The following is a 26,050-nucleotide window of genomic DNA, read 5'->3' as shown; positions in this document are numbered from 1 at the left end:
TATGATGGGGCAGAGAGGACGTCACTTGAGTTAAAGAGAGCATGATGTCGTCCGAAAACCGCTGCACACTTTTCGGCATCATGCTCTAGATGAGCTTGGACGGGGCGACGATGGACGAACGGGTACCTCGCGACTTCGAGACGCTGCGCGCCACGATCCTCGATCGCCGTGAAACCTTGCCCAAGCGCATCGCCCAGATCGCCGCCTATGCGCTCGACAATCCCGATGACATCGCCTTCGGCACCGCCGCCAGCATCGCCGCTTCGGCGGGCGTGCAGCCGTCCACCTTGATCCGCTTTGCCCAGCAACTAGGCTTCGACGGCTTCACCAGCCTGCAGCAGGTGTTTCGCGAGCGGCTGCGCGAGCGCAATTCCTCTTATGACGAACGCCTGCAGGCGCTGCGCGCCAAGGCCGATGCGGGTGCTGGACACCGCGCCATCTTCGACGGCTTCGTCGCCGCCGCCAGCACTTCGCTCAACGACATCTCACGCTCGCTGGACGAGGCCCATCTGGAAGACGCAATTGCGCTGCTGGCCAAGGCCGAGACCATCTATGTCCTGGCCAAGCGCCGCTCCTATCCGGTGGCGAGCTACATCGCCTATGCGCTGGGCAAACTGAAGATCCGCAACCAGCTGATCGAATCCGCCGCCGGCCTCAATGCCGAAATGGTCGCCTTCGCCACCCCGGCGGACGCCGTCATCGCCATCAGCTTCTCGCCCTACGCACCGGCCACCATCGAGGAGGCCCGCACCATTTCCGAACAGGGCGTGCCGATCGTCGCCATCACCGACAGTTCGTTTTCGCCACTCGCCCAGTTCGCCAAGGTCTGGTTCGAGGTCGCCGAGGCCGATTTCGCCGGCTTCCGCTCGCTGTCGGCCACCATGGCGCTGGCCATGGCGCTCACCGTCGGCGTCGGCGAGAAGCGGCGCAGCACCGGAAAGAAGCGTAAGGCCTAGGCCGGCGCCCGGCGCTCGAATTCGCGGAGGAATGCTCATTCCATATTGACTATGGATTGGAATTATTATTTCATATTCCCGGCGCCACGCTGCCGCTCGCGCGTGTCCCCCAACTACGTTGCTCAAGACAACAAGACCGACGGGAGGTTCCAATGAGCGAAGCCATGGACGCCAAACAGGCGACGCTCGATGTCATCACCATCGGTCGCGCTTCCGTCGACCTTTACGGCCAGCAGATCGGCTCGCGGCTGGAGGACATCACCTCCTTCGCCAAATCGGTCGGCGGCTGCCCGGCCAACATCTCGGTTGGCACGGCGAGACTAGGCCTGCGCTCGGCGCTGCTCACCCGCGTCGGCGACGAGCAGATGGGCCGCTTCATCCGCGAGCAGCTCAGGCGCGAAGGCGTCAATGTCGATGGGCTCAAGACCGACCAGGAACGGCTGACGGCCCTGGTGCTGCTTTCGGTCGAGAGCGAAGGCGTCTCGCCAATGATCTTTTATCGCAGCGACTGCGCCGACATGGCGCTCGCCGAAGAAGACATCGATGAAGCCTTCATCGCCTCGGCCCGTTCCATCGTCGTCACCGGCACGCATTTTTCCCGGCCCAACAGCGACGCCGCCCAGCGCAAGGCGATCCGCATCATCAAGGCCAGGGGCGGCAAGGTGGTGTTCGACATCGACTACCGCCCCAACCTCTGGGGCCTCGCCGGCCATGCCGAAGGTTTTGAGCGCTATGTCAAATCCGACCGCGTCTCAGCCCAGCTGAAGACGGTGCTGCCCGATTGCGACCTCATCGTCGGCACCGAGGAAGAGATCATGATCGCCTCGGGCGCCGACGATTGCCTGAGCGCGCTGAAGACGATCCGCGCGCTGTCCAAGGCAACCATCGTACTGAAGCGCGGCGCCATGGGCTGCATCGTCTATGACGGGCCGGTCAGCGACGATCTGGAAGACGGTATCGTCGGCAAGGGCTTTCCGATCGAGATCTACAATGTGCTCGGCGCGGGTGATGCCTTCATGTCCGGTTTTCTGCGCGGCTGGCTCGGTGGCGAAAACCTGGCAACGGCGGCGACCTGGGCCAATGCCTGCGGCGCCTTCGCCGTGTCGCGGCTGCTCTGCGCGCCGGAATATCCGACCTTCGAGGAATTGCAGTTCTTCCTCAAGAACGGCAGCAAGCACTTAGCGTTGCGCAAGGACGAGGCGATCAACCACATCCATTGGGCGACGACCCGCCGCCGCGATATCCCCTCGATGATGGCGCTCGCCTGCGACCACCGTGTGCAGCTTGAGGACGTCGCGGCAAAGACCGGCGCCGATCCGGCGCGCATCCGCGATTTCAAGGTGCTGGCGGTCAAGGCTGCGGCGAAAGTCGCCGCCGGACGCGACGGCTATGGCATGCTGATCGACGAGAAGCATGGCCGCGAAGCGATGTTCGAATTCGCCCGCCACCCCTTTGCCTGGCTCGGCCGTCCCGTCGAACTGCCGGGCTCGCGGCCGCTGCGCTTCGAGTTCTCGCAGGACATCGGCTCGCAACTGGTGGAATGGCCGGTCGACCACTGCATCAAATGCCTGTGCTTCTATCACCCCGACGATCCGGCAGCGCTCAAGGATGAGCAGCAGCAGAAGCTGCGCTCGCTGTTCGAAGCCGCGCGGAAGGTCGGCCGGGAGCTTCTGGTCGAGATCATCGCCGGCAAGCACGGCAAGCTCGACGAAACGACCATCCCGCGCGCCCTGGAAGAACTCTATGCGCTTGGCATCAAGCCGGACTGGTGGAAGCTCGAACCGCAGGCGTCGGCCGGCGCCTGGGCCAAGATCGAAGCGGTGATCCTGAAGCACGATCCCTGGTGTCGTGGCGTCGTGCTGCTGGGTCTCGAAGCGCCGCAGGACGAACTGGAAGCGGCCTTTGCCGCCACCGCCAAGGCACCGATCGTCAAGGGCTTTGCCGTCGGCCGCACCATCTTCGTCCACGCCGCCGAACAATGGCTGGCGGGCAAGATGACGGATGACGAGGCTATCGCCGACATGGCCGCGCGCTTCGGACAGTTGACCGAAGCGTGGCTTGCCGCGCGTGGCCGTAAAGCAGCATAAAGGCGCGGCAAGAGGACTGCGGAGGAAAACNAAGCAGATGACCGAGATCGACGGCAGACGAGTGCCCATCTTCGGCGGTGTGTGGGCGATCTTCGGTCACGGCAATGTCGCCGGCATCGGCGAGGCGCTGTACCAGCTGCGCGACGAATTGCCGACCTTCCGCGCCCACAATGAGCAGGCGATGGCGCATGCGGCGATCGCCTATGGCAAGGCCAATTTCCGCCGCCGCTTCATGGCCGCGACCTCTTCGATCGGCCCCGGTGCGCTCAACATGGTGACGGCGGCGGCGCTCGCCCATGTAAACAGGTTGCCCGTCCTGTTTTTGCCGGGCGATGTCTTCGCCAACCGCATTCCCGACCCGGTGCTGCAGCAGGCCGAGGACTTTTCCGACGGCACCGCGACGGTCAATGACTGCTTCCGTCCGGTGTCGCGCTATTTCGACCGCATCACCCGTCCCGAGCAGATCATCCCGGCATTGGCGCGGACCATGCAGGTGCTGACCGATCCGGCGGAATGCGGCCCGGTGACGCTGTCGCTCTGCCAGGACGTGCAGGCCGAGGCCTATGACTATCCCGAGAGCTTTTTCGCCGAGCGCGTCTGGCACCAGCGCCGTCCGCGTCCGGACCGGCATGAATTGGCGGCGGCGGTCACCGCGCTGAAGGGTGCGAAAAAACCGCTGATCATCGCCGGCGGCGGCGTGCTGTATTCGCAGGCTTCGGATGAACTGGCGAAATTCGCCGAGAGCGCCGGCATTCCGGTCTGCGAGACGCAAGGCGGCAAATCCTCGCTGCCCGACACACATCCGCTCAACATGGCGGCGGTCGGCGTCACCGGCACGTCCGCGGCCAACCGGCTGGCGGAAGAAGCCGATGTCGTGCTCGCCATCGGCACCCGCCTGCAGGATTTCACCACCGGCTCGTGGGCGCTGTTCAAGAACTCCGGCAAGACCATCATCGGGCTCAACGTGCAGCCTTTCGACGCCGGCAAGCACCGCGCGCTGCCGCTGGTCGCCGATGCGGCCGAAGGGCTCGCCGAACTCGGTGCTGCGCTGGGGAAGTGGAAAGCACCGGCGACATGGACCGACAATGCGACCCAAGGCAAGAAGGCCTGGCAGGCCGAAGCCTCCAAGGTGACGGCGTCGACCAACGCCGCCTTCCCTTCGGACGCGCAGGTGATCGGCGCCGTGCAGCGCGCGCTGGGATCCGGCGTGACCTTGCTGAACGCGTCGGGCGGCCTGCCGGGCGAGTTGCACAAGCTCTGGCAGGCAGGCGCGCCCGGCTCGTACCATGGCGAATATGGCTTCTCGACCATGGGCTACGAGATTGCCGGCGGGCTCGGCGCCAAGATGGCCAAGCCCGACCAGGAGGTCGTCGTCATGGTCGGGGACGGCTCATACCTCATGATGAATTCCGAAATCGCCACGTCGGTGATGCTCGGCCTGAAGCTGACCATAGTGGTGCTCGACAACAGGGGTTATGGCTGCATCAACCGGCTGCAGATGGCCACCGGCGGCGCCAACTTCAACAACCTCCTGAAGGACGCGCGCCACGAGATCCTGCCCGACATCGACTTCGCCGCGCATGCGGCGAGCATGGGCGCTATTGCCGAGAAGGTGCCGTCGATCACCGGCCTGGAGACCGCGCTGCAAAAGTCGAAAACCAACGACCGCACCACCGTGCTGGTCATCGACACCGACCCGCTGATTTCCACCGATGCCGGCGGCCATTGGTGGGATGTCGCGGTGCCGGAAGTCTCCGCACGGCCGCAGGTCAACGCAGCCCGCAAGGCCTACGACGAAAAGCGGCAGATGCAGACAATCGGCGATTGATGTACATGCACCCGGCCCCTACCTCCCCCTTGTGGGGAGGTCGGACCGAAGGTCCGGGTGGGGGTCTGGCGCCGCACCCCACCTCGCTGCTTCGCAGCGACCCTCCCCACAAGGGGGAGGTGAACAAGAAACCGGAGCTAAAACTTGAAAGCCAAACTGGGCATGTCCCCCATTGCGTGGTGGAACGATGATCTTGCCGAACTCAGCGACGACGTCTCGCTGGAAGAGTGCCTGCGCCAGTCGCGCTCGGCCGGCTTCACCGGCATGGAAATGGGCCGCCGCTTTCCCAATGACCCCGAAATCATGCTGCCTATCCTGAAAAAGGCCGACGTGACGCTGTGCGGCGGCTGGTTCTCCGGCACGCTGGTCGATGAGGACATGGGCAAGAACAAGGATCGCATCCAGCCGATGATCGACCTGTTCAAGGCGGTGAATGCGCCTTGCATCGTCTATGGCGAGGTCGGCCGCTCGATCCAGGGTGATCGCTCCAGGCCTCTCGCCACGAAGCCGAAATTGTCCAACGACGAGATGAGGGCCTATGCCAGGCGCCTCACCGAATTCGGCGAATGGTGCGCCGAGCAAGGCATGCCGCTGTCCTATCACCATCACATGGCGGCGGTGGTCGAGACCGAGCCGGAGCTCGATGCCTTCATGCGCCATTCCGGCGAAGGCATTCCGTTGCTGCTCGATGCAGGGCATCTCGCCTTTGCCGGTGGCGACGTGCTGCACGCCATCGACAACCACCACAAGCGCATCAGCCATGTCCATGTGAAGGATGTGCGCATGGGTGTGATCGACGGGCTCGACCGCACAAAGCAGTCCTTTCTCGACGCCGTGGCGCTCGGTGCCTTCACGGTGCCTGGCGACGGTTCGCTCGATTTCGGCGCCATCGTGCAGCGCTTCGCCGACCATGGCTATGAAGGCTGGTTCGTCGTCGAGGCCGAGCAGGACCCGAAAAAGAACCCGCCGCTCAAGATGGCGCAGGTCGGCCACAAGGAATTGATGCGCGTGATGACGGCTGCCGGCTACACGGTGGAGACGCAAGGCTTTCCCAATGCCTGAGGCGATCCGATGAAGGATTACGAGCACCCGTTCTTCCGGCCGCTGTGGCGGCGCGTTGCCGTCGTCGCCGTCTGCGTGATCTGGGCGGGGATAGAATTCGCCTCCGGCACCCCATTCTGGGGCATCATTGCGCTCGGCTTTGCCGCCTACGCCGTCTGGCAGTTCTTCTACCTTTACAAGCCGGTGGAGGAGAGCAAGGCTGCGCCTGATCGACCGAAGACCGGCGAAGCGAAGGCGGACGCCGAACCGAAGGAATGAAGCGGCCGTGGCTCGGAAGGGCTTGCGGGTCGGACACTGGACACCTGGCGTATCGCCTACGTCGGTGATTGGCCGGAACGTCCCTCGCTTCGTCATCCTAGGGTCTTCGCGACGGAGCTTCGCTCCTGCTTCGCCCTAGGATGACGAAGTTGAGAGGCCGACCTCGAAGACTTGCGATAGGAGAGACAAAACATGTCGAAACTGCTCGTCAAAGCCGACAAGGGCCATGGCCGCGTCGCCCATGTCACGCCCAAAAGCGCCGGATGGACCTATGTCGGCTTCGACCTGCACCGCCTGAAGCCGGGCGAGACCGCATCCGGCAAGACGCAGGATCGCGAAGTCTGCCTGGTGTTCGTCACCGGCAAGGGCACGGCAAGGGCCGGCGGCCAGGAACTCGGCCTGCTCGGCGAGCGCATGTCGCCCTTCGAGGGCAAGCCGTGGTCGGTCTATATTCCGGAGGGTTCGGACTGGTCGGTCACCGCCGACACCGATCTCGAACTCGCGGTCTGCTCGGCGCCGGGCCTGGGCGGCGGCTTGCCCGTTCGCGTCATCGCACCCGACGACCTCGGCCAGGAGACTCGGGGCAAAGGCACCAACACGCGCTACGTCACCAACATATTGCCCGAGGGCAAGCCCGCCGACTCGCTGCTGGTGGTCGAGGTCATCACGCCCGGCGGCCACACATCGAGCTACCCGCCGCACAAGCACGACCAGGACAATCTGCCTGCCGAATCCTATCTTGAGGAAACCTATTACCACCGCCTCAACCCGCCGCAGGGCTTTGCCTTCCAGCGGGTCTACACCGACGCCGACAAGTCGGGCGCCCGCGAACTGGACGAGGCGATGGCGATCGAGGACGGCGATGTCGTGCTGGTGCCCAAGGGCTATCATCCGTGCGCGGCCTGTCACGGCTACGACCTCTATTACCTTAACGTCATGGCCGGGCCGAAGCGGACGTGGAAGTTCCACAACGCGCCCGAGCACGAGTGGCTGATGAAGGCCTGATCGGCCTTCGCTTGTGGCGGAAGCTGTTGGTCCAGCAGCGAAAAATCGTCGGCTAAGGACCTGCGGGGTCGATTTGCCTTCGAAAACCCGCATAAGCTTCGTCAATCCGTCATGGAAATCACCTATGGCAGCGGGCTGACGAGGATTTTCGATGCGCTACGCCATCTATTTCACCCCGATGCAGGACGAGCCGCTGGCGCGGATCGCCGCCAACTGGCTGGGTCGCGACCCCTTTGGCGCCGCCACCAGGCCGGTCGAGGCGGTGGGCGAGCTGTCGGCGGCCGAAGTCGCTTTTCACACCGCATCGGCGCGGCGCTACGGTTTTCATGCGACGCTGAAAGCGCCGTTCCGGTTGGCGGCCAACGAAACCGAAAGCTCGCTGCGCGCGGCGCTGGACGCCTTTGCCAAAGCAACGCCGACGGTCACCATCCCGCGCCTGGTCGTCAGCCAGATCGATGGTTTCTTCGCTTTGGTGCCGGAAGGTCCGCTGCCGCCGCTCAACCGTTTCGCCGATGATGTCGTGCTTAGCTTCGACCGTTTTCGCGCGCCGCTCACCGAAGCGGAAATCGAACGGCGCAGCCCGGATTCGCTGAAACCGGCCGAGTTCCGCAATCTCTGTCAGTGGGGCTACCCCTACGTGTTCGAGACCTTTCGCTTCCACATGACGCTGTCCGGCCGGGCCGGGCCGCAGGAAAGCCAACGTCTGCGCGCGGCAATCGACAGCCTGTTCGCCGATGTGCTGCAGCAGCCGGTGCTGGTGGATGCGCTGACGCTGTTCGTCGAAACCGAACCGGGCGCTCCGTTCATGGTGCTTTCGCATCATGCGCTCGGCCGCCGCGCTGCCCGAAAAACCGCCTGACCGCAATTCGTCCGAGTAACCAGGGACCGCCTGAAATGACCGCCGAAACTGTTCTCCACAACGCCCGCATCGTGCTTGCCGACGAGATCGTCGAAGGGTCGCTCGCGCTGCGCGACGGTTTTATCTCCGGCATCGACGCCGGCACCGGCCAAATCGGCGGGAACATGGCTGGCGAGGACATGGGCGGCGACTACATCATTCCCGGTCTGGTCGAGCTCCACACCGACCATCTCGAAGGCCATTATGCGCCGCGCCCGAAGGTGCGCTGGAACCCGATCGCCGCCGTGCTCGCCCATGACGCGCAGGTAGCGACCGCCGGGATCACCACCGTGCTCGACGCGCTGCGCGTCGGCATGGACGAGGACGCCGACCTTTCCTCCGACGACATCCGCAAGCTGGCCGACGCGATCGAGGACAGCGTCGCGAAAGACCGGTTGCGGGCCGACCATTTCCTGCACCTGCGCTGTGAGGTCTCGGCGCCGGATTGCTTGCGGGCTTTCGCCAATTTCGATGGCGACGAGCGGGTCAAACTGGCCTCGCTGATGGACCATGCGCCGGGACAGCGCCAGTTCGTCAATCTCGAGACCTACGCCTATTACTACCAGCGCAAGCTGAAGCTGACCGATCGCGACTTCCAATTGTTCTGCGAAAAGCGGATGTCGGAATCAGCGAAGAATTCGGGACCGAACCGGGTGGCGATATCAGCCGCCTGCAACGAGCGGGGCATTGTGCTGGCGAGCCATGACGACGCCACATCAGGCCATGTCGACGAGGCGATCGAACAAGGCGTGCGCGTCGCGGAATTCCCGACCACGCTGGAAGCCGCCAAGGCCTCGAAGGATGCCGGGCTCGGCGTGCTGATGGGCGCGCCCAACGTCATGCGCGGCTCCTCGCATTCGGGCAATGTCTCGGCTCGAACGCTGGCCGGCGACGGCCTGCTCGACATATTGTCGTCCGACTATATCCCTTTCAGCCTGATCCAGTCGGCCTTCTTTCTCGGCGACGTCGTCGAGGGCATTTCCCTGCCGCAGGCGGTCGCCATGGTGTCGAAGAACCCGGCCGAGGCCATCGGCCTCAACGACCGCGGCGTCATCGAACAGGGCCGCCGCGCCGACCTCGTGCGGGTGCGCGTCGACGATCATGTGCCGGTCGTGCGCACCGTCTGGCGCCAGGGACGCCGGGTCGCCTGATGGTCTCGGCGTCGATCGAGCGCGAACTGACCAGCGAGGCCTTTCCGGTCCGCAACGGCGTCTTCGTCGCCGTCGTCGGCCCGAGTGGCGCCGGCAAGGATACGGTAATCGGTTATGCCCGCACCTTGTTTGCCGACGAGACGAGGCTGGAGTTCGTCCGCCGGGTCATCACCAGGCCGAGCGATGCGGCAAGCGAGGATCACGACACGCTGGCCGACGCGGCCTTTGTCGAAGCCGAGGCCGACGGCGCCTTCGCCATTTCCTGGGAGGCGCACGGCCTGCGCTACGGCATTCCGGCCGATGTCGACTGGTCCATCGCCAATGGCCATGTCGCGGTCGCCAATGTCTCGCGCGCAGTCATCCCGGTGCTGCGGGAGCGCTATGCCAATCTGGCTGTCGTCGAGATCACCGCCTCGCCGGAAATCCTCGCCGAGCGTCTCGCCCAGCGCGGCCGCGAATCGCGCGGCGAAGTGCTGGCTCGGCTCGCCCGCGGCGCCAATGTCGCTTTGTCCGGACCCGGGGTCACCTCGATCGACAATGGCGACCGGCGCGAAGCCGCCGGAGAACGCTTCGCCGAGGTGCTGCGCAAGGCGATGGCCTTCTCCGACATATCCGGCGTGATGTAGCGCTACTCCGCCGCGACAGTCTTGCGGCTGGCGTCGAGCATCAGCCGCCTTGCGCGGAACACGCCCCATTGCTGGTCGACCAGCACGCCGATCAGGATCACGCCGCCCATCACCGCGAAGTTGAGCGAGGACGGGATGCCGAGCAGGTTGACCAGGTTCTGCAACTCCTGCAGCAGCACGGTGCCCAGGATGACGCCGACCAGCGAGCCTTCGCCGCCGCGCAGCGAGAAGCCGCCGAGAACGGCGGCGGCAATGGCGTAGAGTTCGTAGAACTGGCCGTGGCTGGCCGGCGAGATCGAGCGCGTGTACATGGCGAAATAGATCGCCGACAGCGCCGTCAGAACGCCGCAGATGACATAGGCGGCCATCACGACGCGGCCGGTGCGAATTCCTGAATATTTCGCCGCCTCTTCGTTCTTGCCGATGGCATAGAGGTAGCGTCCGAACACCGAGCGGTGCAGCACCACCCACATGACGATCGAAATGACGATCAGTGCGATGAAGCTGTTGGGCACGCCATAGCTGCGGCCCGCGGTGAGGAATTCGAGCTCGGGAAAATTCTGGCCGAAGGCGAAGCCGGCGGTGCCGTCGGCGGTATAGAAACGGGCGACCCCGCGATAGATCAAAAGGCCGCACAGCGTCACCACGAAGGGCTGCAATTTCAGCCTTGTGATCAGCCAGCCATGCGCCAGCCCGATGATGCCGCCCAGCACCAGGATCAGCGGCAGCGCCACCGGCCATGGCATGTCGCGCACGGCGATGAAATCGATGAACAGCGTGCCGAGCAGCGCCACCAGCGATCCCACCGACAATTCGATGCCGCCGGTGATGATGACGAAGGCCTGACCGATGGCGAGGATCCCAAACAGGCCGATCAGGTTCGAGGTGTTGGCGAGGTTGATCGGTAAAAGGAAGCGCGGGTTGATGGCGGTCACCACGGCGCCGACCACCAGGATCAGGATCAGCAGGCCGAGATCTTTTTTGCTCATCGTCTTCTCCCCAATGCGCCGGACCGGCAATCGCCTGAAGCCCGCTAGTTTGCCGGCTTGCCGACCGCCAGCAACAGCACGTTTTCCTGGCTGAATTGTTCCTTGTCGAGAATGCCCGAGATCTGGCCCTCATGCATGACGGCGATGCGGTCGGACACGCCGATCACCTCTTCCATGTCGCTGGAGATCATCAGCACGGCGACGCCGGCATCGGCCAAGGCTCGCATCAGCCCGTAAATCTCGGCCTTGGCGCCGATATCGATGCCGCGCGTAGGCTCATCGAGGATCATCACCTTCGGGTTCATCGCCAGCCATTTGCCCAGCACCACCTTCTGCTGGTTGCCGCCCGACAGCGTACCGGTGCGCGTCTGCACCGACGGCGCTTTGATGCCGAGATTCGTCTTCTGCTTCTCTGCGGTGGCGGCCTCGGAGCTTGCCGACACCAGCCGACGCTTCGCATGCGCCGGCAGGTTGGGCAGCGAGATGTTCTGCGCGATCGACAGGTCAAGCAAAATGCCGGTCAGCTTGCGGTCTTCCGGAACCAGGAAAATGCCATGCGCGACCGCATCGGCCGCCGAACCCAGTACAAGCGGCTTGCCGTCGAGTTCGAGCCCACCGCCAAGCGTGCTGTCGATGCCGAAGAACACCCGCGCCAGTTCGGTGCGGCCGGAACCGACAAGACCGGCAAGGCCGAGGATTTCGCCGCGCCTGATGTCGAGGTCGACCGGCCGGGCAGGGTAGGCGGGGGTGCGGATGGCTTTGGCCGAGAGCGCAGTGGCGCCCGGCGCCCGCGCCGCCTCGGAGGCCTTTTCGCGCTCCTTCAGCATGCGGCCGATCATCAGCTTGACCATCTGGTCGTGGTTGATGGCGCTCTTCGGCAAGGTGCCGGCCAGCATGCCGTCGCGCAGCACCACGACGCGGTCGGCGACGCGCTCGACCTCATGCAGCCGGTGCGAAATGAAGATGACGCTGATGCCATCGGCCTTCAGCGCCTTGATGACGTCGAGCAGCTTGTCGGTTTCGGCAAGCGGCAGGCTGGATGTCGGCTCGTCGAGGATGACCAGCCGTGCCTTGATCGACAGCGCCTTGGCGATCTCGACCATCTGCTGCTGGGCAAGCGACAGCGAGGCAACCGGCGTATCGGCGGAAAAGTTGGCGCCGACACGCTTCAGCAGCGGCGCCACCATTTCGCGCAGCTTGGCGCGGTCGACCAATCTCAGCGGCCCGCCGCGCAACGGCTCGCGGCCGAAGAAGATGTTGGCGGCAACATCGAGGTTTTCGAAAAGGTTGAGTTCCTGGTGCACGAAGGCGATGCCCGACCCCAGGCTGCCTTCGACGGTGAGCCCGTCATGCGCAACGCCGTCGACGGTGATGGCGCCGCTGTCCGGCCTGGTGACGCCGCCGAGGATCTTCATCAAGGTCGATTTGCCGGCGCCGTTTTCGCCGACCAGGCCGATCACCTCGCCCGGCCTGACCTCCATGGAAAAGCCGTCCAGCGCCACCACGCCCGGATAGGTCTTGCGCACGTTCTCGAGGCCGAGGAACGGGGTGGTTGCGATGATAGATGGGTCGGAATAATTCATCACGCCATATTTGATCAGGCTTGCCAGCAGCCGGTGGGCTACAGACTGACGGGCCTTGGCCGACCCGTCAACACGATCGCCGGCGCAAGGCGAACCCTGAGCCGGCGCAACTGCTCGTGGTCTCAGTTTCCGGACATCGCCTTCAGATTGGCGGCATAGGTGTCGACATCGTCCTTACCGATGATCTTGGTCGGGATGATGATCAGGCCGCCTTCCGGAATGCCTGATTTGTCGCCCTTGAGATAGGCGGCCATCAGCTTCATGCCCTGATAGGCCCATTCGAAGGGCTGCTGCACGACGGTGGCCGCCACGGTGCCTTCCTTGACACCGCCCAGCGTGATCGGATCGTCATCGAAGCCGACGACGGTGATCGAGCCGAGCTTGCCGGCGTCGCGCAGCGCTTCATAGATGCGCGGCGTGTTGTAGGAATAGAAGCCGACCATGCAGGTGATGTCGGGGCTGGCGACCAGCGCGTCCTCGACATTCTTCTTGGCGCGCGCCTGGTCGATGTCGTCGCCGCGCACGTCCACCAGTTCGATCTTGCTGCCGGCGAGGCCGTCCTTCATGCCCTGGATGCGTTCCTTGGCATTGTCGGCGCCGAGCAGGCCGACGAAGCCGAGGCACTTGCCGCCGTCCGGCATCGCCTTCTTGGCGATCTCGGCCGCCTGCTTGCCGGCGTCGACATTGGACGAGCCGATATAGGCGACGCGCTTGGTCTGCGGGGCATCGGAGTCGGTGGTGAACAGCGCCGTTTCCGACGCGATCTTGTTCAGACCGTCGGTCGAGGTCTTGGGGTCGACGGCCGAGACCATGATGCCCTTGACGCCGGCGGTCACCAGATCGTCCATCAGCCGCTGCTGGATGGCGACCGAGGACTGCTCGGGATATTTGAGTTCGAGATTGTAGTCGGGCAATTCGGCCTGCGCCTTCTTGACGCCGGCTTCGGCGGCCTTCCAGAAATCGGAAGCGCCGTTGACGACGAAGGCCAGCGTCGGTTTGTCGTCGGCGCGCGCAATGGCTGTCGCGGTCAGGCCAAGCAGCAGGGCTGCGGTGGCCACGGATGCATGTCGTATCAAGGATTTCATGTTCAACCTCCCGTTTTGGCTCAGTCGTCGGACTGAACCGATCTTGCATTCACTGACTTGCCGCTCGCGATTTGGACGCCCTCCTCCTCAGGGGTTCCCGGCGCTGAAGAATGGCGTCGTCGGTCGCGATCACGGACTTTAGAGACTCATCCCGTGCTCGTAAATAGTCTGATTTGTCTGACATATCACATGTCCGAGACCAGGCTTGCGGAGGCAAGCCCCGCTCGCCATCGGGCTATTCACGTGGCACTTCTCGCCGCACGGGGTCCCACCTGACCGGACACGGCGGATTGACGTTACAGCGTCGTTTTGTATTAGTAAACACTATTAGCAGAGGTCTCGCGCGGACACTCGGCGGTGGCCCTAGGTCTAGTTTGCCCGAAGAGGTGCAGCACGGCTTCGCGCAAGCAGATGCCTTGCAGTCCTCGAATTTCACGCGGCCCGCAGCGGCATGGCGGGAACTTCAAAGCTGCTAATAAAGATAAACGCCTTCGACTATTTCCATCGGTCGACGGCGCGACACCATCTTGTCGGTGTGGCAGGCTTGCGACTAGACAGGCTGGGGATTGGGACGCAATGCCATGAGCGAGACGAGGGATCCGGACGACACGGCGAAGCGGCGCAAGGCGCCGGCGAGAGCCGCCAAGGGCGGCCGCGTCACCATGACCGACATCGCCAGGGCAGCCGGGTGCTCGCAGGCGACCGTCTCTTTCGTGCTCAACGATTCGCCCGGCATCCGGCTGTCGCAGCAGACGCGCGAGCGGGTGATCGACGCCGCGCGTGCGCTCGGCTACGCAGCACCCGCCTTCTCGGCGCTGCGCAAACCTGTTCCCGCCTTCGATGGACTTGACAGTGTCATCGGTTTCGCCGTCGACCAGCTGGCGACAAGCCCAGAAGCCGTTGTCGCCATCGAGGGCGCGCGCCAGGCGTCGTGGAACGCCGGCAATGTGTTGCTCGTGGCGCAGACCATGGGCGACGCCGTCATGGAGCCGCGCGCCGTTGCGGCGCTCACCAGGCGCGGCATCTCGGCGCTGATCTACATGACCATCTTCACCCGCGAGATCACGGCGCCGGACTTCCTCTACGGCCTCGACATCCCGGTCATCCTGCTCAACTGCTACACGGCCGATTATGCCTTCCCGGCCGTGGTGCCGTCCGAGATCGCCGGCGGCCAGAACTCGACCCGGCATCTGATCGGCCACGGCCACCGCCGCATCGCCACCATCACCGGCGAGCCGTGGATGCAGGCCGCGCAGGACCGGCTGAAAGGCTACCGCAGAGCGCTCGCCACCGCCGACATCCCGTTCGATCCCGAACTGGTGGTCGAGGGCGACTGGTCGGCGAGCGCCGGCTATGCCGCGACCGTTAAGCTTTTGGCGCTCAAGGAGCGCCCGACCGCCATCTTCTGCCAGAACGACCGCACAGCCATCGGCTGCTACGAAGCGCTGAAGGAGGCGGGCCTGCACATCCCGCAGGACGTCTCCGTCGTCGGCTATGACGACGAGGAGATCGCCCGCCACCTGTTCCCGCCGCTGACAACATCGATCCTGCCGCACATGGCGATGGGCCAATGGGCGATCGAACAGCTCGAAGTGCCGCCGCCTCCCGGCCGCGGCCGCTATCCAATCACCAAGCTGGAATGCCCGCTGGTGCAGCGGGATTCGGTGGCAGCTGTGGCTGGATAAAGCTGAACCAGCCCATCCCGATGCAAATCGGGATGGGTCTGTTTGGTGTTTGCGCCTCAGGGCAGGGTCAATCCGGGAACGTGCCGCGGTTAGAACCGCAAGACGACGAAGGAGCGCCTGCGATAGCAGCGCCGGCGCAACCGGCCATGCCGCCAGAACGTGCGGCAGTGCCGTCTCCAGACATGCCGCCTGTGGTGGCGACGATGGTGCCATCGCCGATGCGATATCTGCTCGACATCGCCCGGGCCTTCGTCGTCATCAAACGAATTGGCATCCTGCTTGTCGAGTTCATCGAGAATGCCGTTACCGATATTGGGAACCCCGGCCACGGCCTCGAGAGGCCGAACCGCGGTAGCAAGCGCCGCGGCCCCCGCAACGCCGAACAATGCTGTCAAGAATGATCGCCGATCCATCAAAACCTCCATCAGCAAGACAAGGCTAACATGACGAGCCTAACACAAAGCAGCTAGAGCGGGTGATACAAAAGGCCAGAGGCGAATCTTCGAGCCGGCCCAAACGGGTGACCGGACGGACGGCAGAGGTCGGAGCAAGGCCGCTACCGGGCGGCGCGCTTCCTTCGGCTCGGCGACCAAGCCATGCGGAATGCCGCCGATGAAAGCGCACAGCCTGAGCGGTTCCGCCTTTCCGCGAAACTCTGAACCGCTTGGCAAAGCTACCCCCTAAGAATGCCCGCCACCTTGCGGCAGTGGCTGGCTGAGAGACTGACGCCCCACGGCAGATGCGATGTTGCGGTACTCAGCGCCGCGCCAATATCCGGCAGAGCTCCTTCAGGTCCCGGTCGTAGGTGCCCTTTCCGCTGAGCACGCTGGCGCAGCGTTTTTTCATCTTGGCGATCTGGCCGGCCGACATGGCGCTGATGGCAACCACCGCCGGTCGCGTCGGCACCGCCGGCGTGTTGGGATCCCTGGGGCTGGTGGGCGCGGTCGGTGCGCCTATGCCGACGCCGACCCCGGCCGTCACCCCATTGCCCACCCCGACACCGGCGCCGACCCCGACACCGCTGCCGACGGTTGCGCCGACGCCAACCCCGACGCCCGTGCCCACCGATGCGCCGACCCCGGCCGCAACGCCGCTGGTGCCGCCAACCGTAGCGCCGACACTGGCGGTGGTGCCGCTGGTGCCGCCGACCGTTGCGCCGACATTGGCGCCCTTGCTCCCGCCGACCGACACACCGACGCCAAGTCCGCCGCCACTGCCGCCGACCGAGACGCCCACCCCACCGCTGCCGCCGATGCCCACACTGAGCCCGCCCGCGCCAGCCGGAAAGCACAAAGCCACGGAAACCGCGCCGCCGGCCAAGACCTTTGTTAAACTTTTAAAGAAATCCATAACGCCGCTCCCCGCGTTGGTTGCCTGGACGCAGGTTGAACAGCATCCGTTACCAATATGATTACGCGAGTGTAGCGTTTTTAGTTTCTGCGAGAATAGGTAGTATTGGAAATCGTTGTTATCGCTGCTTGCGACGATCGGAATACATATTTTGGAATTGGCAGAAAAAACCGAGGATTTGCGGTTAGACTCGGAATCTTAGAGAGGCAGGACGAGTGCTCGCATGCGGGAATTTACCGGGCGCATGCCTCAGGCCATCTTGCGAAGCCGCTTCCCTAGGCTGCGGTGGAGAATGGACCCTCGAGAATGGGCTCGTACTGGGGAAAGGGGACGATCCAAGAACCCGCGACGATCCACCGGTGTCGGGCGCGTTGAGCGTCACATCGTTCCCCTGCTCGCAGTCGACGGCGTCAGCGCTACCCTTGCGGAAATACCTTCGCCCCGTTTGGCGTTTCTGCCCTTTGGATCGGATGCCGATCGTCCGCTGGCGTTTCGATCTCTTCAACTTACGTCGAGTTTCGCAAATCCACTTTGCATCCTGGCTAACGTTCGAAGGGTTCGCCAAGCGAGGCGACACCGTTCAGCCTGAGCAAGCGGCGGTCCGCCGAGATGACACCGAGCACGACGATCGTAACGAGATAGGGAAGGCTGGAAAGCAGTTGCGATGGCAGGTCCAGACCGGTCGCCTGGGCGGCGAGGCTCATCAGCGAAACCGCGCCGAAGAGGCAGGCACCCAGGAAGATGCGGCCAGCGAGCCACGTACCAAAGACAACGAGTGCGATCGCGATCCAGCCACGTCCGGCAATCATACCGTCCGCCCAAAGGGGCGTGTACACCGCCGCCGCATAGGCGCCGGCAAAACCCGCCATCATGCCACCAAAAGCTATGGCCGCGACACGGATAGCGATGACCGGATAGCCGATGGCGTGGGCTGCCTTGGGATTCTCGCCGATTGCCCTCACGACAAGGCCGGCTCTCGTATAGGCAAACATCGCCCAGATCGCAAACGTCACGGCAAGGGAAAGCCATACGACGACGTCCTGGACAAACAGCCTGCCGACTACCGGGATTTCCGAGAGGCCGGGAAAGGCAAGTTTCGGGAGCCCCTTGACCGTCAAGCTCTCGTAGCTTTTGCCGAACAGCGCCGAAAGGCCCTGGCCGAGAATGCCGATTGCAAGGCCTGTCGCGACCTGGTTTGCCCGGAATCCGAGTGCCAGCACTGCAAAGACGAGGGACAGGACGGCGCTACCGAGGCCGGCGGCAACGAACCCCAGCAGGTGTCCACCGCCGTGGTAGACGACGATGAACGCGAGCACCGCGCCGAGGGCCATCAGGCCCTCTACGCCGAGGTTAAGAACGCCGGCGCGCTCGACCACCAACTCGCCGAGTGCGGCAAGGAGAAAGGGGGTTGCCGCTGCGAGCATGCCCGAAATAATGAACTCGACGGCGTTCATGGCTGGCTCAGGTGATGGGGGCGGCGCCACTCGATGCGGTAGCGCACGAAGGCCACAGCGCCGAGATAGGCGAGCAGCAAGCTGCCTTGGAAGACGCGGACGGCGGCGATCGGCAGGTTTGCCGACACCATCGCATTGTCGCCGCCGATATAGAGAACAGCCATAAAGAGCGCGGAAAAGATGATGCCGACTGGATGCAAGCCGCCGAGATAGGCGACAATGATGGCCGCATAACCGTAGCCGGTCGAGATCGAGCGCTGCAGCTGGCCGAGCGGACCCGCGACTTCCGCCGCGCCTGCCAGTCCCGCCGCCAAGCCACCGATCAGAAGCGATAGCCAAATCGCACGCCCTTCGCTGAAGCCGGCGTAACCGGCCGCGCGCGGGGCAAGGCCGCCGACCTTGAGCTTATACCCCATGAAGCTTCGCTGCATGAAAACCCAGGCCACCAGCGAGAGCGCAAGTGTGATGAGCAGCGAGACGTTGACGCGGGTACCGGCGATCAGGGTCGGCACCATCGCGTCGTTCTGAAACATGACGGATTGTGGGAAATTGAAGCCGGCCGGGTCCTTCCATGGGCCGAGCAGCAGGTAGTTGAGGACTTGCGCCGCAACGAGGCTCAGCATCAGGGAGACCAGGATCTCGTTCGCATTGAGCCTGACGCGCCAGAAGGCGGTGATAGATGCCCAAAGCGCACCGCCGAGGGCACCGAGAAGCAGCATCAGCGGCCAGATCCACTGCCCGGTCGCCTGCGGAAACCAGACGGGGATCGCCGAGGCGAAAATAGCGCCCAGGATAAACTGGCCCTCCGCGCCGATGTTGAACACTTTTGCGCGGAAACCGATCGCCAGCCCCTGAGCAATGAGGAGAAGAGGCCCCGCCTTCAGCAGCACCTCCGCGAACGATGCCCAGGAGAGGAACGGCTCGAGAAGCATCGCGTACAGGACGGCCGCCGGATCTCGGCCTATCAGCACATAAAGGCCCAGATTGAGGATGATCGCCATGCCAAGCGCGACAGCCGGGGCCAGCATGGCCGCGACGAGCGAGGCATGCTCCCGGCGGACGAGCGCGGGGAGGAACGGCGCGGCCCAAACGCTCATGCAGGAACCTTCTCTGGCGAGGCATGTGCTCCGATCATGTATCTGCCGATGTCTTCGGGGCGCGTGTCCCGCGTGACCAGAGGCGGACTCAGCATTCCATGATGGAGCACCTGGATGAAATCGCAGAGTTCGAAAAGTTCCTCGAGTTCCTCGGAAATTACGAGGATCGCCACGCCCAGGTTGCGCAACGCGATGAGCCGCCTTCTGATGGCGGATGCAGCGCCAATGTCTACACCCCAGGTCGGCTGCGCCACGAAAAGCAGTTTTGGCGACAGCATCATCTCGCGACCGACGATGAATTTCTGCAAGTTGCCGCCGGACAGCGAGCCCGCTTCGGCATCCGGGCCGGAGGCGCGGACGTCGTACCGACGGATGCATTCGCTGGTGAAAGCCGTCGCTCCGGCGCTGTTGATGAGGCCGCGCCTCACGAGATCGAAAGGATGGGCGGTAAGAACGGTGTTGAGCACGAGCGACATTTCAGGGACCGCGCCGCGTCCCAGCCGGTCTTCGGGCACGAAGGCGAAGCCAAATCTCCTGCGCGCGGCCGCATCGAGTGCGCCTACGTCGCGGCCCATCATGTAAATCCGGTCGCGTTGTTCCTTCAGCAGCATCGCTTCGCCCGAGATAAGCGCGGCAAGCTCGCCTTGGCCATTGCCCGATATTCCGGCTATGCCAAGAATCTCGCCTGATCGTACCGTGAGGCTGATGCCGGAGAGCGGCGTGGCAAAGGGGTCGTCCGGCGTGTAGTCCATGTCGATTATTTCCAGCCGCTTCTCCCCCTCGGGCATGGCCAACGCGGGCATCACCTCGGGCATGTCGCGGCCGATCATCATCCGGGCGAGGTCGTGCGCATCATAGTCGCGCGGGTCGACGGTGCCGATAACGCGCCCTCCACGCAAGACCGTCGCCTGGTCACAGATCGTGCGAATTTCCTCCAGTTTGTGGGAGATGAACAGGATGGACACGCCGCGGTCGCGAAGGCGCCTGAGCGTGTCGAACAGCTTCTTCACCGCCTGCGGCGGCAAGACCGAGGTCGGCTCGTCGAGAATGAGCAGCTTCGGGTCCGTCATCAGGCAGCGGATGATCTCCACCCGCTGCCGTTCGCCGACCGAGAGCGCGTGCACATCGGCGAGAGGATCCACTTCAAGGCCAAAATCCTGGCCGAGGCTGCGGATGCGCGCCGCCAGCTCCGCCTTGCCGCCGGGGACGACGAGTTGGATGTTCTCGACGACAGTCAGCGTCTCGAACAGCGAGAAATGCTGAAAGACCATGCCGATGCCCCTGCGCCGTGCCTCAGCGGGCGAGGCAAGGCGCAGAGGCTCTCCGTTCCAGACGACGGTGCCTTCGTCCGGCTGTTCAACGCCATAGATGAGCTTCATCAGCGTCGATTTGCCCGCCCCATTCTCCCCGAGGATCGCATGGATCGATTGGGGCGCCACGTCCAGATCGATGGCTTGGTTGGCCCGGATCTGGCCGTAGCTCTTCGAGATGCCGCGGAGCGACAGAAGGGGCGGGGTCATGACTTACTTCGGCAGTGGTGTGGTGACACCCTTGACGTGCCAGTCCATCGCGACGATCTCGGGATCCGCTATCGTCGCACCGGCGGCGGCGGCTTCGCTGCCGTCGGCCTTGGTGATTGGACCTGTGAAGGGCGAGAAGCTGCCGTCGGCGATCTTCGCCGCCACTTCCTTGATCTTCGTCATCGTGTCGGCTGGGATATCTGAGTTCCAGTCCACGACCTCCACCACCTTTTCGGCGACGCCGAGGAAGGTGTTGGCGCCCTTGAAGGTTCCGGCCAGATGGGCATCCACGGAAGCCTTGAAGAAGGGCGACCAGTCCGTCGCGATGCAGCCGAGATATTTCTTCGGTGCATATTTCTTCATCGACGAATTGAGGTTGAACGCGTAGACGCCAGCCTCCTCGCAGGCCGAGATCACGGAGGGTGTGTCCTGCGCGTTCGAGAAGATCACGTCGCAGTTCTGTGCCATCAGCGCCTTGGCGGCTTCCTGTTCCTTGGCCGGGTCGAACCAGGAGTTCACCCAGACGACCGATACCTCGATATCGGGATTTACGGTCTGTGCGCCGAGCGTAAATGCGTTGATCGAGGTGATCAGCTCCGGAATGGCGAAGGCCGAGACGGAGCCGACCTTGCCGGTCTTGGAAAGAGTTGCGGCGGCTATGCCGAGCAGGTAAGTGCCCTGGAAATACTTCGCCGCGAAGGGCGAGAAATTCGGCGCGGTCTGGAAGCCGGAGGCATGCAGCACGGTGACCGCAGGATCGCGGCGGGCGATCTGTAGTGCACCATTCTGGTAGCCGAATGAGCCGGCGATCAGGAACTTGTTACCGTCGGCGACGGTCTTGTTCATGATCCGGTCGGCGTCCGGCCCTTCGGCGATGTTCTCGATGACGGTGATCTTCACCTTGTCGCCGTATGCGGCCTTGACCGGCTCGAGGCCGGCGGCGAGCGCATGGCCCCAGCCGACATCGCCGACCGGCGACGGGAGCACGAGCGTGATACCGAGCGGCTCGTCGGCCGCAAAGGCGGGACGGCTGCCAAGCGCGCCGGCAAGCCCTGTTGCGGCAAGGCCCTTCATCAGAGTTCTGCGGGTCAGATAGTTCAGCATGTCAGTTCCCCTGTCTTAAGTTGTTAGAATTCCACCGCGGCAAAAGCGGTTTCCGCGTCCGCAGCAAGCCGGGCCTCGTTCAGCCCGGTAAACGCACCCTTCTCCCAGACGATGCGGCCGTTGATCATGGTCATGTCGGTGGGCATGCCGATGCCGACCTTGGCGATCAGGCTCAATGGATCGTGGCGCGTGCCGACATAATCCATGCGGCGCGTGTCGATCGCGAAGAGGTCGGCGGCCATGCCGGGCGACAGTCGGCCGATGTCATTGCGGCCCAGAAGCGCGGCCCCGCCCGTTGTCGCATAGCCGAGGAAATCGACCGGCGCAGGCACGGGATGAGCGCGCGTCGAGGCCGCCAGGCATTGCAGCATGTAGGCGGAATGGATGCAGTGCATGAGGTTGGAGTTGTCGTTCGAGGCAGCACCGTCGCAGCCGAGACCGACGCGCAGGCCAAAGGCGGACATGGCGGGAATATCAGTCACCTCCGCACCCACCAGATAGACCGGCTCCGGGCAATGCGAGACACCGGTGCCGCTCGCCGCCATCAGCCGCAGTTCGTCATGCGTCAGCTCCCAGCAATGGGCATAGAAAGTGTCTCGGCCGGCAAATCCGAGGTCCTCGAGATAGTCCACCGTACGCATGCCATGGCGGGCCTCGATGATCGGGCTTTCGCCCTCGCCGACATGGGTGTGCATCCGCACCCCGCGATCACGCGCCAGCGAAACCGATTCCACGAAGGTCTCGCGGTAGCAGTTGACCGGCTGGCAGGGAGCGACCACGACCTGACGCATGCTGAAGGGACTGGTGTCGTGATAAGTGTCGATGAGGCGTGCGCAGTCGGCAATGAATTCGTCCGTGGTCTCCAGCATCTCGTCTGGAATGGTCGAGCCTTCCGATTTTGGCAGCGTGTTGCCGCCGCGGCCGGCATGGAAACGCATGCCGAGAAGATCGGCCGCTTCGAACTGCCGGTCGATGAGCCGTTTTCCGGCATGGCGCGGAAAATTGTACTGGTGGTCGAAGGCCGTCGTGCAACCGTGCTTTATCATCTCTGCCATCGCCGTGATCGAGGCGTGGTAGAAACAATCCTCGTTGAGCCGGGAGAAGATCGGATAGATCCGGTCGAGCCATTCGATGACCGACAGCTTCGTCCAGTCGAGTTCGGCACGGTTGCGCACAAAGCACTGAAAGAAGTGATGGTGCGTGTTGACGAGGCCGGGATAGACGAACCAGCCGTCGGCGTCCTGCACGATAGTACCGGCCGGCAACTCGCTTCTGTGCAGGCCTTGCCCGATTGCCTCGATCTGCGGGCCATTCGTCAGCACATCGACATTGCGCCGGACGCTCGGACCCCTGCCCTCGTCGGTGATGACCGCTGCGCAATTCTTCAGGAGATAGCCGGTCACCTCACGCCTCGTCCAGCATGGGTCGCGGTTCGGGCTTCAACTCGTGCAGCCGGTGGATACCGGGCATCTCGATGAAATTGTCGAGGCTGCGGAGCGCTCGCGACCAGAGCCGGATCGTGGGATACGAATCGAGGGAAACGCCGCCGTCGGGCGCGAGCGCGACATAGGGAAAGCAAGCAATGTCGGCAATCGTCGGCCGGTCGGAAGCGAGAAACCGGTCGCCACGCATTTTTTGTTCGAAGAGGCCGGCTTCCAGCTCACGTAGTGCCGCTATGCCATTGGCCTGAAGCGCACCGATGTCACCGGGGCGCAGCAGCATCTCATGCAGGCGCGCGCCGCCGAGGTTGGCGGTCAGCCTGTGCGAGAAGGAAAGCCATTGCTGGATGCGCGCCGTCTCCTCGGGGGCGCCGCTGCCGAGCCAGGCCGGTGCTGCCTTCGCGGCGAGATAGCCAAGCATGGCGGAAGACTCGGTCAGGATCAGGTCGCCGTCTTCAAGGATCGGGATGGAGCCTCCCGGATTAAGCGCCATAAGCTCGGGGCCACGATGCTCGGCGCCGGGATGGAAGTCGACCGGGCGGATTTCGAGCTTCACACCTGACAGCGTCGCCATCAGGCGCACCTTGTAGCAACTTGGGGAGAGGATGTAGTCGTAAAGCTTCACTGTGCCACCAATTGCGCGCCGTAGGTATAATTGTGGCGCTTCAGCCAGCGGCGATAGGCGACCGAGGTCAGGTCGGCGCGCGTCGGGATTTCCATGCCGGGATCGAGCGGCAGAAGACGCGGGATCTGGTTTTCGAGGATCGAGCGGTCCTGCAGGAAAATCGTCTGCTGGAAATGGATGAGGTCGGTCTGTGGCGTCTCGTCATCGAAAAGCGCCATCCACGGCCAGACGTCGCAGAGATCCTCGGCAAGCGGTTGGACGAATAGCGTAATGACATCCCATTCGCCCGGGCGCGGCGGGCAGGTCTTGTAGAGGACTGAGCAGGTCGGAGCCGGCACGCGGTACATGTATTCCGTCGTGATACCTCCGCTCGCGGATTTCGCCGCCTGCGGCTGGTAGAACTTCACCTGGGTCGCCCAGACCTCGTCCTCTTCCTCGCGGATCTCGACCTTGTAGTTTTCGACCTCGGTATGCGGCTCCGAGCCGAGGATGTCGGTATGGACGAAGGGGAAGTGTGCGATGTCGAGGAAGTTCTCGACGGCGCGGAGCGGCGAGCAGCGCACCCGCACCACGCCGACATCGACGAAGCGGCGCCCGGGCTGGTCTGCCTCGGGAATTGGGAAGACCGGTTTCTTCGGTTCGCCGAGCGACGACCAGATATGGCCATAGCGCACCGAAACCGGCAGCACGCGCCCGTTTTCGCCTGTCACTTTCGCCGCGCCATCGGCGTCGAGCGCAACCTTGATCGGCTCGTCCATCAGGGTGGTCTCGCGCCCATAGCGGTCGAGCCGGCTGAAAAGCCCGACCGGATACCATTCGTGGCGCATCGCATCGTCGATCATGGCACAGTCCCTTTCGCCTCGATCCCTTCGGCCATGCGCCGAAGGCTCTCGGCGGCTCGCGAGGCCGCGATGCGCTCGGACGCATCGCAATCGGCTGGAACAAGGACGTGGATCAGCGTCTCGCCGGCTTCCTGCGGGATAGGCAGCAGGCGGATTGCCGGCGCGCCGGGCGCCTGCCAGACGCATCCTTCAACGGTGGCCTTCGTACCGGCAGCGACAAAGAGCGCCGAACTTCCGGCGCGGGCCGTCAATGAACGGAGCGGGACGTAACCCTCAAAAAGGGGTGGCTTGCCGTCAGGCTCTCCATCCGCGACCCAGATGATCCCGCCGGCCTCTTCGACCAACCGGGTCGCAACGCGAATCGTCTCCGGCGGCGTGAGGCTGGGATGGGCAGGAATGCGCAGGCACTGACCGGCCTGCGAATAGGTCCAGCCGTGATAGATGCAGGAGAGCGCCTCGCCGCGCACGAAGCCATGGGAGAGGCGCATGCCGCGATGCGGACAGCGATCCGCCGATGCCGCCAAGCGCCCCGATTGGCTTCGCCAGAGGGCAATGGGACCGGCGGGCGTCCGCGCCGGCATTACCTGTCCTGTTGGCAGATCCTGGGAAAGGGCGACCGGCACCCAGGTGTCCGTCTTGTCGGACAGCATGACCTTACTTTCCGTACTGATACTACTGTTTCCCGACCAGAGAGATGCCGGCGCAAGGAGTTGGCGAACCGCTCGATGCGGCTGACGTATGCATAATTATTTCGCAATTGCAATATTGATTAAATTAAGTGCAAACGGAGGGTAACCACACGCAAAGCTATATGTTTTTTTGCTCGACAGGCGCGCGGTCGATCGTCTCGACCCAGACTTCAATGGGCCCAAGCGAACATCCCATCTCCATCATGTCGATCAGTTCCGCCGCACCGGCAATATCGAGTTCGATGCGATCGGTGCTTGCATGAGCGATGTGGTGCGCGAGACCGAGCTTGGCCGCATGGCGCATGATCCAGGGCAGGAAGGACGCGGGTTCGAGGTGGCCGCGAATGGTCATCCGCTCATGCAAGCGGTGTTGACTTTGCTTCATCACGAACGGAACGCGCGCCTTGGTGTCACGGTCAGCAGCATAGCGTCTGACTGAACGGGCGGAAGTGGTAATCGACGCGCCAATAACACCGAATATCGACTGATCGCCCGTGCCTAGACCCGGGCACTCATGCATGTCGCCCAGAAGTGCCGAGGTTGTGGGACAACGACATGCATTAAACAAAGACTTTAAAGCGCGTCGCATGAATCCGTTCAGCGCGACGCTCTTTAGGGTTATCTGAGCTATTGTAATGCATCTGCCCTTCCCGAGAGATGGGTGACAGTTCATTCCGGAGACATGGGTTACACTTTCGGCCCTTTGCAAGGAGAGCA

24 protein-coding genes are annotated in these 26,050 nt (G+C 63.7%); 11 read left to right on the top strand and 13 right to left on the bottom strand.

Annotated features, from left to right (window positions below):
- Positions 1 to 110 precede the first annotated feature (110 nt).
- The 9 genes from X757_RS137400 (at position 111) to phnN (ending at position 9,871) form a co-directional block, all read left to right on the top strand.
- Positions 111 to 956: a MurR/RpiR family transcriptional regulator gene (locus X757_RS137400; protein WP_023672343.1), complete on the top strand. Its 846-nt coding sequence runs from the start codon at positions 111 to 113 to the stop codon at positions 954 to 956.
- A gap of 152 nt (positions 957 to 1,108) precedes the next feature.
- Entirely contained in the window at positions 1,109 to 3,043 is a 1,935-nt protein-coding gene (iolC, locus tag X757_RS137405) for a 5-dehydro-2-deoxygluconokinase (RefSeq protein WP_023727836.1), read from the top strand.
- Positions 3,044 to 3,080: 37 nt separating this feature from the next.
- Entirely contained in the window at positions 3,081 to 4,871 is a 1,791-nt protein-coding gene (gene iolD / locus X757_RS137410) for a 3D-(3,5/4)-trihydroxycyclohexane-1,2-dione acylhydrolase (decyclizing) (protein ID WP_023727835.1), read from the top strand.
- A gap of 144 nt (positions 4,872 to 5,015) precedes the next feature.
- Positions 5,016 to 5,933 carry a myo-inosose-2 dehydratase gene (gene iolE / locus X757_RS137415; protein ID WP_023727834.1) on the top strand — a complete coding sequence of 306 codons (918 nt, stop codon included), beginning with the start codon at positions 5,016 to 5,018 and terminating at the stop codon, positions 5,931 to 5,933.
- A 9-nt stretch (positions 5,934 to 5,942) separates the two neighbouring features.
- Entirely contained in the window at positions 5,943 to 6,191 is a 249-nt protein-coding gene (locus X757_RS137420) for a hypothetical protein (protein ID WP_023672345.1), read from the top strand.
- A 192-nt stretch (positions 6,192 to 6,383) separates the two neighbouring features.
- A complete protein-coding gene (gene iolB / locus X757_RS137425) occupies positions 6,384 to 7,196 on the top strand; it encodes a 5-deoxy-glucuronate isomerase (protein ID WP_023672346.1) in 813 nt (270 codons plus the stop codon).
- A 151-nt stretch (positions 7,197 to 7,347) separates the two neighbouring features.
- Positions 7,348 to 8,055, top strand: coding sequence for a DUF1045 domain-containing protein (locus X757_RS137430; RefSeq protein ID WP_023727833.1), 708 nt, complete (start codon positions 7,348 to 7,350; stop codon positions 8,053 to 8,055).
- Positions 8,056 to 8,090: 35 nt separating this feature from the next.
- A complete protein-coding gene (locus tag X757_RS137435; protein ID WP_023727832.1) occupies positions 8,091 to 9,245 on the top strand; it encodes an alpha-D-ribose 1-methylphosphonate 5-triphosphate diphosphatase in 1,155 nt (384 codons plus the stop codon).
- The gene (gene phnN / locus X757_RS137440; RefSeq protein ID WP_031251667.1) at positions 9,242 to 9,871 is read left to right on the top strand and encodes a phosphonate metabolism protein/1,5-bisphosphokinase (PRPP-forming) PhnN; all 630 of its coding nucleotides are present in this window, start codon (positions 9,242 to 9,244) and stop codon (positions 9,869 to 9,871) included. Before X757_RS137435 ends, phnN begins: the two co-directional genes overlap by 4 nt.
- A 2-nt stretch (positions 9,872 to 9,873) precedes the next feature.
- Here phnN and X757_RS137445 read toward each other — a convergent pair whose 3' ends face one another.
- The 3 genes from X757_RS137445 to X757_RS137455 form a co-directional block, all read right to left on the bottom strand.
- The gene (locus X757_RS137445) at positions 9,874 to 10,860 is read right to left on the bottom strand and encodes an ABC transporter permease (protein ID WP_023684050.1); all 987 of its coding nucleotides are present in this window, start codon (positions 10,858 to 10,860) and stop codon (positions 9,874 to 9,876) included.
- A gap of 44 nt (positions 10,861 to 10,904) precedes the next feature.
- Entirely contained in the window at positions 10,905 to 12,443 is a 1,539-nt protein-coding gene (locus X757_RS137450) for a sugar ABC transporter ATP-binding protein (protein WP_023727830.1), read from the bottom strand.
- 122 nt (positions 12,444 to 12,565) lie between these two features.
- Entirely contained in the window at positions 12,566 to 13,528 is a 963-nt protein-coding gene (locus X757_RS137455) for a sugar-binding protein (RefSeq protein ID WP_023672352.1), read from the bottom strand.
- A 581-nt stretch (positions 13,529 to 14,109) separates the two neighbouring features.
- Between X757_RS137455 and X757_RS137460 the strand changes: the two genes are divergently transcribed.
- Both X757_RS137460 and X757_RS1000000168705 read left to right on the top strand, forming a co-directional pair.
- Positions 14,110 to 15,213 (top strand): LacI family DNA-binding transcriptional regulator, encoded by a 1,104-nt coding sequence (locus X757_RS137460; protein ID WP_023727829.1) that lies wholly within the window; start codon positions 14,110 to 14,112, stop codon positions 15,211 to 15,213.
- A 218-nt stretch (positions 15,214 to 15,431) separates the two neighbouring features.
- Positions 15,432 to 15,614: a hypothetical protein gene (locus tag X757_RS1000000168705; RefSeq protein ID WP_196813864.1), complete on the top strand. Its 183-nt coding sequence runs from the start codon at positions 15,432 to 15,434 to the stop codon at positions 15,612 to 15,614.
- Between the two features lie 355 nt (positions 15,615 to 15,969).
- Here X757_RS1000000168705 and X757_RS137470 read toward each other — a convergent pair whose 3' ends face one another.
- From X757_RS137470 to X757_RS137515, 10 genes are all read right to left on the bottom strand, one after another.
- Positions 15,970 to 16,563, bottom strand: a complete 594-nt coding sequence (locus X757_RS137470; protein WP_023727827.1) for a hypothetical protein — start codon at positions 16,561 to 16,563, stop codon at positions 15,970 to 15,972.
- A 542-nt stretch (positions 16,564 to 17,105) separates the two neighbouring features.
- A complete protein-coding gene (locus X757_RS137475) occupies positions 17,106 to 18,017 on the bottom strand; it encodes an ABC transporter permease (RefSeq protein WP_023727826.1) in 912 nt (303 codons plus the stop codon).
- Positions 18,014 to 19,114, bottom strand: coding sequence for an ABC transporter permease (locus X757_RS137480; protein ID WP_023727825.1), 1,101 nt, complete (start codon positions 19,112 to 19,114; stop codon positions 18,014 to 18,016). Before X757_RS137480 ends, X757_RS137475 begins: the two co-directional genes overlap by 4 nt.
- On the bottom strand, positions 19,111 to 20,634 hold the full coding sequence (locus X757_RS137485; RefSeq protein WP_023727824.1) for an ABC transporter ATP-binding protein: 1,524 nt from the start codon (positions 20,632 to 20,634) through the stop codon (positions 19,111 to 19,113). The genes X757_RS137480 and X757_RS137485 overlap by 4 nt, the downstream gene beginning before the upstream one ends.
- A gap of 3 nt (positions 20,635 to 20,637) precedes the next feature.
- On the bottom strand, positions 20,638 to 21,735 hold the full coding sequence (locus tag X757_RS137490) for a BMP family ABC transporter substrate-binding protein (RefSeq protein WP_197031298.1): 1,098 nt from the start codon (positions 21,733 to 21,735) through the stop codon (positions 20,638 to 20,640).
- Between the two features lie 26 nt (positions 21,736 to 21,761).
- Positions 21,762 to 23,141 carry an amidohydrolase gene (locus X757_RS137495; protein WP_023727822.1) on the bottom strand — a complete coding sequence of 460 codons (1,380 nt, stop codon included), beginning with the start codon at positions 23,139 to 23,141 and terminating at the stop codon, positions 21,762 to 21,764.
- Between the two features lies 1 nt (position 23,142).
- On the bottom strand, positions 23,143 to 23,802 hold the full coding sequence (locus X757_RS137500) for a glutathione S-transferase family protein (RefSeq protein WP_023689145.1): 660 nt from the start codon (positions 23,800 to 23,802) through the stop codon (positions 23,143 to 23,145).
- The gene (locus tag X757_RS137505) at positions 23,799 to 24,644 is read right to left on the bottom strand and encodes an aromatic ring-hydroxylating dioxygenase subunit alpha (protein WP_023727821.1); all 846 of its coding nucleotides are present in this window, start codon (positions 24,642 to 24,644) and stop codon (positions 23,799 to 23,801) included. The genes X757_RS137500 and X757_RS137505 overlap by 4 nt, the downstream gene beginning before the upstream one ends.
- Positions 24,641 to 25,294 carry a Rieske 2Fe-2S domain-containing protein gene (locus X757_RS137510; RefSeq protein WP_023727820.1) on the bottom strand — a complete coding sequence of 218 codons (654 nt, stop codon included), beginning with the start codon at positions 25,292 to 25,294 and terminating at the stop codon, positions 24,641 to 24,643. Before X757_RS137510 ends, X757_RS137505 begins: the two co-directional genes overlap by 4 nt.
- Positions 25,295 to 25,451: 157 nt before the next feature.
- Entirely contained in the window at positions 25,452 to 25,718 is a 267-nt protein-coding gene (locus tag X757_RS137515; RefSeq protein ID WP_023689148.1) for an acylphosphatase, read from the bottom strand.
- Between the last annotated feature and the right edge of the window lie 332 nt (positions 25,719 to 26,050).

The sequence above is a fragment of the Mesorhizobium sp. LSHC412B00 genome (genome assembly GCF_000503035.1).
GTDB lineage: Bacteria > Pseudomonadota > Alphaproteobacteria > Rhizobiales > Rhizobiaceae > Mesorhizobium.
Note: the sequence above shows the minus strand (reverse complement) of the source record. Positions and strands in the feature narration are given on the sequence as shown.